The 6,230-nt window shown below is 58.2% G+C and carries 5 protein-coding genes; 3 read left to right on the forward strand and 2 right to left on the reverse strand.

The features are described from left to right. Nucleotides 1-128: 128 nt before the first annotated feature. Both ilvN and Q0M74_RS03785 read right to left on the reverse strand, forming a co-directional pair. The gene (ilvN, locus tag Q0M74_RS03780; protein WP_293951713.1) at nucleotides 129-647 is read right to left on the reverse strand and encodes an acetolactate synthase small subunit; all 519 of its coding nucleotides are present in this window, start codon (nucleotides 645-647) and stop codon (nucleotides 129-131) included. Nucleotides 648-651: 4 nt separating this feature from the next. Beyond that, nucleotides 652-2,511, reverse strand: a complete 1,860-nt coding sequence (locus Q0M74_RS03785) for an acetolactate synthase large subunit (RefSeq protein WP_293951714.1) — start codon at nucleotides 2,509-2,511, stop codon at nucleotides 652-654. A gap of 454 nt (nucleotides 2,512-2,965) precedes the next feature. On the opposite strand from Q0M74_RS03785, the gene Q0M74_RS03790 reads away from it, so the two are divergent. The 3 genes from Q0M74_RS03790 to Q0M74_RS03800 all read left to right on the forward strand — a co-directional run. Beyond that, nucleotides 2,966-4,756 (forward strand): mechanosensitive ion channel family protein, encoded by a 1,791-nt coding sequence (locus tag Q0M74_RS03790; protein ID WP_293951715.1) that lies wholly within the window; start codon nucleotides 2,966-2,968, stop codon nucleotides 4,754-4,756. Between the two features lie 64 nt (nucleotides 4,757-4,820). After that, complete coding sequence (locus Q0M74_RS03795; protein WP_293951716.1) at nucleotides 4,821-5,468, forward strand: PH domain-containing protein; 648 nt, start codon at nucleotides 4,821-4,823, stop codon at nucleotides 5,466-5,468. Between the two features lie 173 nt (nucleotides 5,469-5,641). After that, a partial coding sequence (locus Q0M74_RS03800; protein ID WP_293951717.1) for a dihydroxy-acid dehydratase occupies nucleotides 5,642-6,230 on the forward strand: 589 nt, incomplete at its 3' end.

The following is a 6,230-nucleotide window of genomic DNA, read 5'->3' on the forward strand; positions in this document are numbered from 1 at the left end:
ATTATGGAGGTTTTGTCCGCCACATGAGACAGACTACTACATATTGTTCTACCACATCTCATGTGGTGGACTATTTTTAGCCACCAGATGAGACGCTTGGAACAATATTCAGGGGTGTTTCAGGGGGGTTAGTTCTTCACCGGGGCCATGGTCTTGGGGCCACGGTTGAGGGCGATCTGACCAGATTCGATCAGTTCACGGATACCGAATGGCTCCATGACATCCAGCAGTGCGCGGAGCTTACCCGGCGTGCCGGTCGCCTCGATGACCACAGAATCCGGAGCCACGTCGACAACGCGGGCACGGAAGATGTTCGCGGCATCCACGATCTGCGGACGGTTGGAGCTGTCAGCGGAGACCTTCACCAGCATGATGGCGCGGGCAATGGTGGTCTCTTCATCAAGTCGGACAACCTTGAGCACCGGGATCAGCTTATTCAGCTGCTTGGTGATCTGCTCAATGTTGAGCTCATCGGCATCCACGACAACCGTGATGCGGTTGATGCCCACTGTTTCAGTCTTTGCTGACACCAGTGACACAAGGCTGAATGCGCGGCGGGTGAACATGCCCGATACACGTGAGATGATGCCGTCGGTGTCCTGTACCAGAACGGACAGGGTATGGCGGGTGATATCTGTACTAGCCATTTTCTTACTCTCCTTCTCGTTCGGTTACTGCATCGATGTCGGCTGGGTCCTCGGCTGCGGACTCCTCATCATCGAAGAGTGGGCGCAGGCCGACGGCGTACTGGATATCCGTGTTGGAAGCACCAGAAGACACCATTGGCCAGACCTGGGCATCCTCGCCGACGATGAAGTCGATGACCACCGGGCGGTCATTGATCTCCTGTGCCTTCCGGATCGCAGGAAGGACCTCTTCCGGCTTGGTGACGCGGATGGCCACGCAACCAAGTCCTTCAGACAGCTGGACGAAGTCAGGGACATAGGAACCCTGCTCGCGCAGCTTGGTGTTGGAGTAGCGGCCCTCATAGAAGAGGGTCTGCCACTGGCGCACCATGCCGAGGTTGCCGTTGTTGATCAGGGCGACCTTGATCGGGAAGCCCTCCACCGCTGAGGTGGTCAGTTCCTGGTTGGTCATCTGGAAGCAGCCGTCACCGTCGATGGCCCAAACTTCCTTCTCCGGAGCACCAGCCTTGGCACCCAGGGCTGCCGGAACGGCGTAGCCCATCGTGCCCAGACCACCAGAGTTGAGCCAGGTGCGTGGTTTCTCAAAGTCGAGGAACTGTGCAGCCCACATCTGGTGCTGGCCCACGCCAGCGCAGTAGATCGCATCCGGGCCGGCAGCCTTGGACAGGGTCTCGATGACGAACTGTGGTGACAGGGCACCATCAGGCTGCTCATCATATCCACGTGGGAAACGCTCACGCAGACCACGCAGGTACTCAACCCATTCGGAGAGATCTCCGGTGGCATTGGCCTTGTTCTTGACCGAGGTCAGAAGCTGGGCGAGAACCTCACGGGCATCACCGACGATAGGGACCTCAACCTGCTTGATCTTGCCGATCTCAGCCGGGTCGATATCAGCGTGAATGATCTTGGCATGCGGTGCGAAGCTGTCCACATCGCCGGTGACGCGGTCGTCGAAACGCGCGCCGATGGTGATGAGCAGGTCGCTGCGCTGCAGTGCGCCCACCGCGGAAACTGCGCCGTGCATGCCTGGCATACCGAAGTGCAGCTCGTGGGACTCAGGGAAGGTGCCCAGTGCCATGAGAGTGGTGACGACGGGAATTCCGGTGTACTCAGCAAAAGCACGCAGTTCATCGTGAGCATCAGCCTTGATGACACCACCACCGATATAAAGAACAGGTTTCTTGGCCTCACCGATGAGCTTGACTGCCTGCTCAATCTGACGGGAATGCGGTGTGGTGACCGGACGGTAGCCCGGCAGGTCGATCTTCGGCGGCCAGACGAAGTCCAGTTCAGCGTTCTGGATGTCCTTCGGGATGTCCACCAGAACTGGTCCCGGACGGCCGGTCAGGGCGAGGTGGAATGCCTCGGCCAGTGCCTGTGGGATCTCGTTGGGATCGGTGACCATGAAGTTGTGCTTGGTCACCGGCATGGTGATGCCTCGGATATCGGCTTCCTGGAAAGCATCGGTGCCCAGCAGGCTGCGTCCGACCTGGCCAGTGATGGCAACGATCGGGACAGAGTCAAGGTGGGCATCGGCGATGGGGGTGACCAGGTTGGTGGCACCCGGACCGGAGGTGGCGATACAGACGCCGACCCGACCGGTTACCTGTGCATAGCCAGTTGCGGCATGGCCCGCGCCCTGTTCGTGGCGCACAAGCACGTGGCGGACCTTTTCAGAGGAATAGAGCGGGTCGTATACGGGAAGAACCGCACCGCCCGGAATGCCGAAGATAATCTCGGCATTCAATTCCTCTAGCGATCGAACAATTGCCTGTGCGCCTGTCATCCGCTCCGGCGCACCGGAACGTCCACGGTTGGCAACCGTGGCTGGAGTGGGCTGTTGAGAAGCTGCCACATTCACGACTTTCTGGCTCCTTTTCGTAGAAGGATTTCTGATGGCTCCCCTGGAGGCTTCCAAGGGCAGCCATTGTTTAATTGTTCCGACGCGGGTGCGTGTTCACGCGGTGCGACAGACGTCCTTGCAATGTTGGCAAAGGTGGCTACCAACAAGAAAGCCCTCGATGCAGCACTGTGGTGGGTGCTGCCGAGGGCGCTTGACGAGACGACTTGTAAAAAACCGTTACGGCACGCGCCGCGCAGCTACTAGTACAAGTCGAATAATGGTCATGGTGTGTAATGCTACACACACTCTTTAATTATTGGCCACTTGAAACACTTTCGGGGGTCACCCCCACCACTCCCCTCTGTGACCACCCGAAACAAAAATCTGCACCCCGCCGGGTGGGTACCATCAAGCATTTCGGGGCAAGGTTTCAGCCAGCCAACCCACAGCTGGCGCGGTTACTCTTGAAGCTATGCCTTTTAGTTTGCCGCTGAATTATATTTTCATAAGCATGTGGTCCTGGTTCCTCAACACAGGAATCAACCTGGTTCTCATCTTTCTGATCGGCATGCTGGTACCACGTATCGGCCGACTGGTCATGCGTTTTGTGCAGCATCGTGTGGAATCAGATATCGATGAAGAATCCGGTAAGAATAAACTGGCCTTTGCGGGAGTCGGCCTCTATATCGCCCAGATCATCGCCTTCTTCTTCCTGATCATCGCGTTCATGCAACAGATCGGGTTCTCACTGGCAGGGGCTGCGATTCCTGCGACTGTTGCTTCCGCTGCCATTGGTTTTGGTGCGCAGTCCATCATCGCTGACTTCCTGGCAGGCTTCCTCATCCTCACGGAAAAACAATTCGGCGTGGGTGACTGGGTCCGCTTTGAGGGCAGCGGTGTTGATGTGGAAGGCACGGTCGTGGAGGTGACCATGCGTGCCACCACTATCCGCACCATCTCCCATCAGACTGTGATCATCCCGAACTCCGCCGCCAAGGTCTGTATCAACCACTCCAAGGAATGGTCCCGTGCGGTGATTGTCATCCCCGTGCCGATGCTGGGTTCCGCCAATGTCAATGACGTGATCCGTCGTTCCGAGGAAGCCACCCGCCGCGCGATCGCCCAGGACGATGTCAGTCCCGTGGTGATCGGTGAGCTGGATGTGCACCCCGCAGTAGATGTTCAGCCACCAACAGTGGTGGGTATGCCCTGGCTGGTGACCATGCGCTTCATGGTTCAGGTCACCGCCGGTAACCAGTGGTTGGTGGAACGTGCGGTACGAACCCGGATCATCGAAGAGTTCTGGGATGAGTACGGTTCCGCCACCACCACCTCCGGCACCTTCGTGGACAAGTTGGCACTGGATGAACATCCACTGGACAACGCTGGTGTGCCCCTAAACACCTCCACCGCTGCCCCGCAGCCGGATAAGGCATACACCCGCAAGCCGGTGCTGGACGTACCAGTTGATTCACTCGATTCCACCGCCACCACGACCATCAACATGGGTGCCGGAGGAGCCCTGGCCGCAGGTAAACCGGCAGCAACAACCAGCAGCTCCCCCGCTGCTGAAACAGCCGACGTCACCGATGAGGGTGATATCCAACCCACTCCGGAAGGCACCCACCCCAATCGTCCCGATATATCCATGTCGGTCCTGCCGGAGGAGTCCACAGCTGTGGCTGCAGATACTGCAGTCATCTCAGACACGGACACCGCTGGTGAAAATTCTGGACGCCTCCCGGGCTTGTTCCGCACAGATTCCTATGAGAAGCCCTGGCAGAAGGTTCTCTCCATCGGTGGACGTACCCGGATGAGCACCAGCCTGATGCTGCTCGGCCTGCTGATCCTCCTGTTGATCAAGCTGTTCACCATCGAACCACCGGAGAACTGGGAGACCCGCGGCTTCTCATCCAACAATGACGAAACTGTGGTGACCACCCCGGCGGAGCCTGAACCAGAGGTGACTCCGGAGGGATCCCGCCCTGTAGAAACCCCAACCCAGGAGACCACCCCTTCTGAAACCCCAGGGCTGTTGGATGATGAGAACGGGACGGCTACTGACGAACCCGCACCTGGCGATCCCACCTCCCCTGATACTTCTGAAACAACCCCGGCCACCCAGAATCCCACCGCAACCACCCCGGCAGGAACCCCCACCACCCAACCTCAACCAACCCCCACCGCGGTGGAGCCACTTGAGACCATCCTCCAGGATCCCACCGGAACAGGAGCAGGTGCAGAGGCAGGCACAGGAGCTTAAGCCTGCGCTGCCCCGGGGTGGGTGATTACGGACATGTCAGCCACCTTTACTACTATGGGAAGTTATGAGTTCAGACGCGAAAAACAATGAGAACACTGTGCCGGATGCCAATACCCAGGCGGAACGTTCTGAAACCTTCTCCCCTGATCGCACCCACATCCTCAGTGCGGTTGTTCTCGGCCTGATCTCACTCATCACCATCGGAACAGCTCCCCAGTACCTCTGGTGGATCCTCCTCCTTCCTGTTCTCTTCATCTGGTGGGTGCTGAAATCCTCCACTGTGGTTGATGAATCGGGCATTGAAGCCCGTTATGCATTCCGCGGCAACAAGAAGATTTCTTGGGATGATTTTGCCGGCATCGGCTTCAAGGGTGCCCGCACTTTCGCCCGCACCACCCAGGATGAGGAAATCAAGCTTCCCGGTGTCACATTCAATTCCTTGCCCCGCCTGCAGCAGGCGTCCTATGGTCGCATCCCTGATGCTCTGACCGAAGGCCGTGCTGCGATGGATGGCAAGGTTGTGGTAGTACAGGAAGACGGTTATTCCGTGGTTCTGACCAAGGAAGAATACGTCGCCCGCCAGGAGGCTCTGGGTCGGGAAATCCAGATTGAGCTGGATGAAGACAACACCCCACATGATGTCTCTGGGAACACCCCGGCAGACACCGGTGTTGAATCTGCTGAGCAGAATCCCCCGAAGCCACAAGCCTGATTGCTAGCACCACGATCGTGGGCCCAAGATTCGAACCACAGAGTCCTCAGTGCCCACAATCGCCCCAGAAACCAGACCTCCGCTGCCCGCAGGCACCCCTTCTGCTGTGGCAACTGACGTCTTAGAAATCCCCCTTCCACCACTCTTTTAAGAGTTGATCTGAAAAGCGCATCATGATTCCTCTTCGTTCAAAAGTCACCACCGTCGGCCGTAATGCAGCTGGAGCCCGTGCCCTGTGGCGCGCAACCGGAACCAAGGAAAACGAGTTCGGCAAGCCGATTGTCGCCATCGTCAACTCCTACACCCAGTTCGTACCGGGCCATGTCCACCTGAAGGATGTCGGCGATATTGTCGCCGGTGCCGTACGCAAGGCTGGTGGTGTTCCCAAGGAATTCAACACCATCGCCGTGGATGACGGCATCGCCATGGGGCACAGTGGCATGCTGTACTCCCTGCCGTCACGTGAGATCATCGCCGATTCCGTGGAGTACATGGTCAATGCCCACACCGCAGATGCCATGGTGTGCATCTCCAACTGTGACAAGATCACCCCGGGCATGCTCAATGCCGCCATGCGTCTGAACATCCCGGTGGTCTTCGTCTCCGGTGGTCCGATGGAAGCCGGTAAGGCTGTGGTGGTGGATGGCGTCGCCCATGCACCGACCGACCTGATCACCGCGATCTCCGCCTCAGCCAACGATGCTGTTGATGATGAAGGTCTGCTGGCTGTTGAACAGTCCGCCTGCCCGACCTGTGGTTCCT

The organism is uncultured Corynebacterium sp. (genome assembly GCF_945649885.1).
Taxonomy (GTDB): Bacteria; Actinomycetota; Actinomycetes; order Mycobacteriales; family Mycobacteriaceae; genus Corynebacterium.

Excerpts from the sequence above, each read along its gene's own strand:
- ilvN (WP_293951713.1), bottom strand. The coding sequence starts at position 647 with ATGGCTAGTACAGATATCACCCGCCATACCCTGTCCGTTCTGGTACAG.
- Q0M74_RS03790 (WP_293951715.1), top strand. The coding sequence starts at position 2,966 with ATGCCTTTTAGTTTGCCGCTGAATTATATTTTCATAAGCATGTGGTCC.
- Q0M74_RS03795 (WP_293951716.1), top strand. The coding sequence starts at position 4,821 with ATGAGTTCAGACGCGAAAAACAATGAGAACACTGTGCCGGATGCCAAT.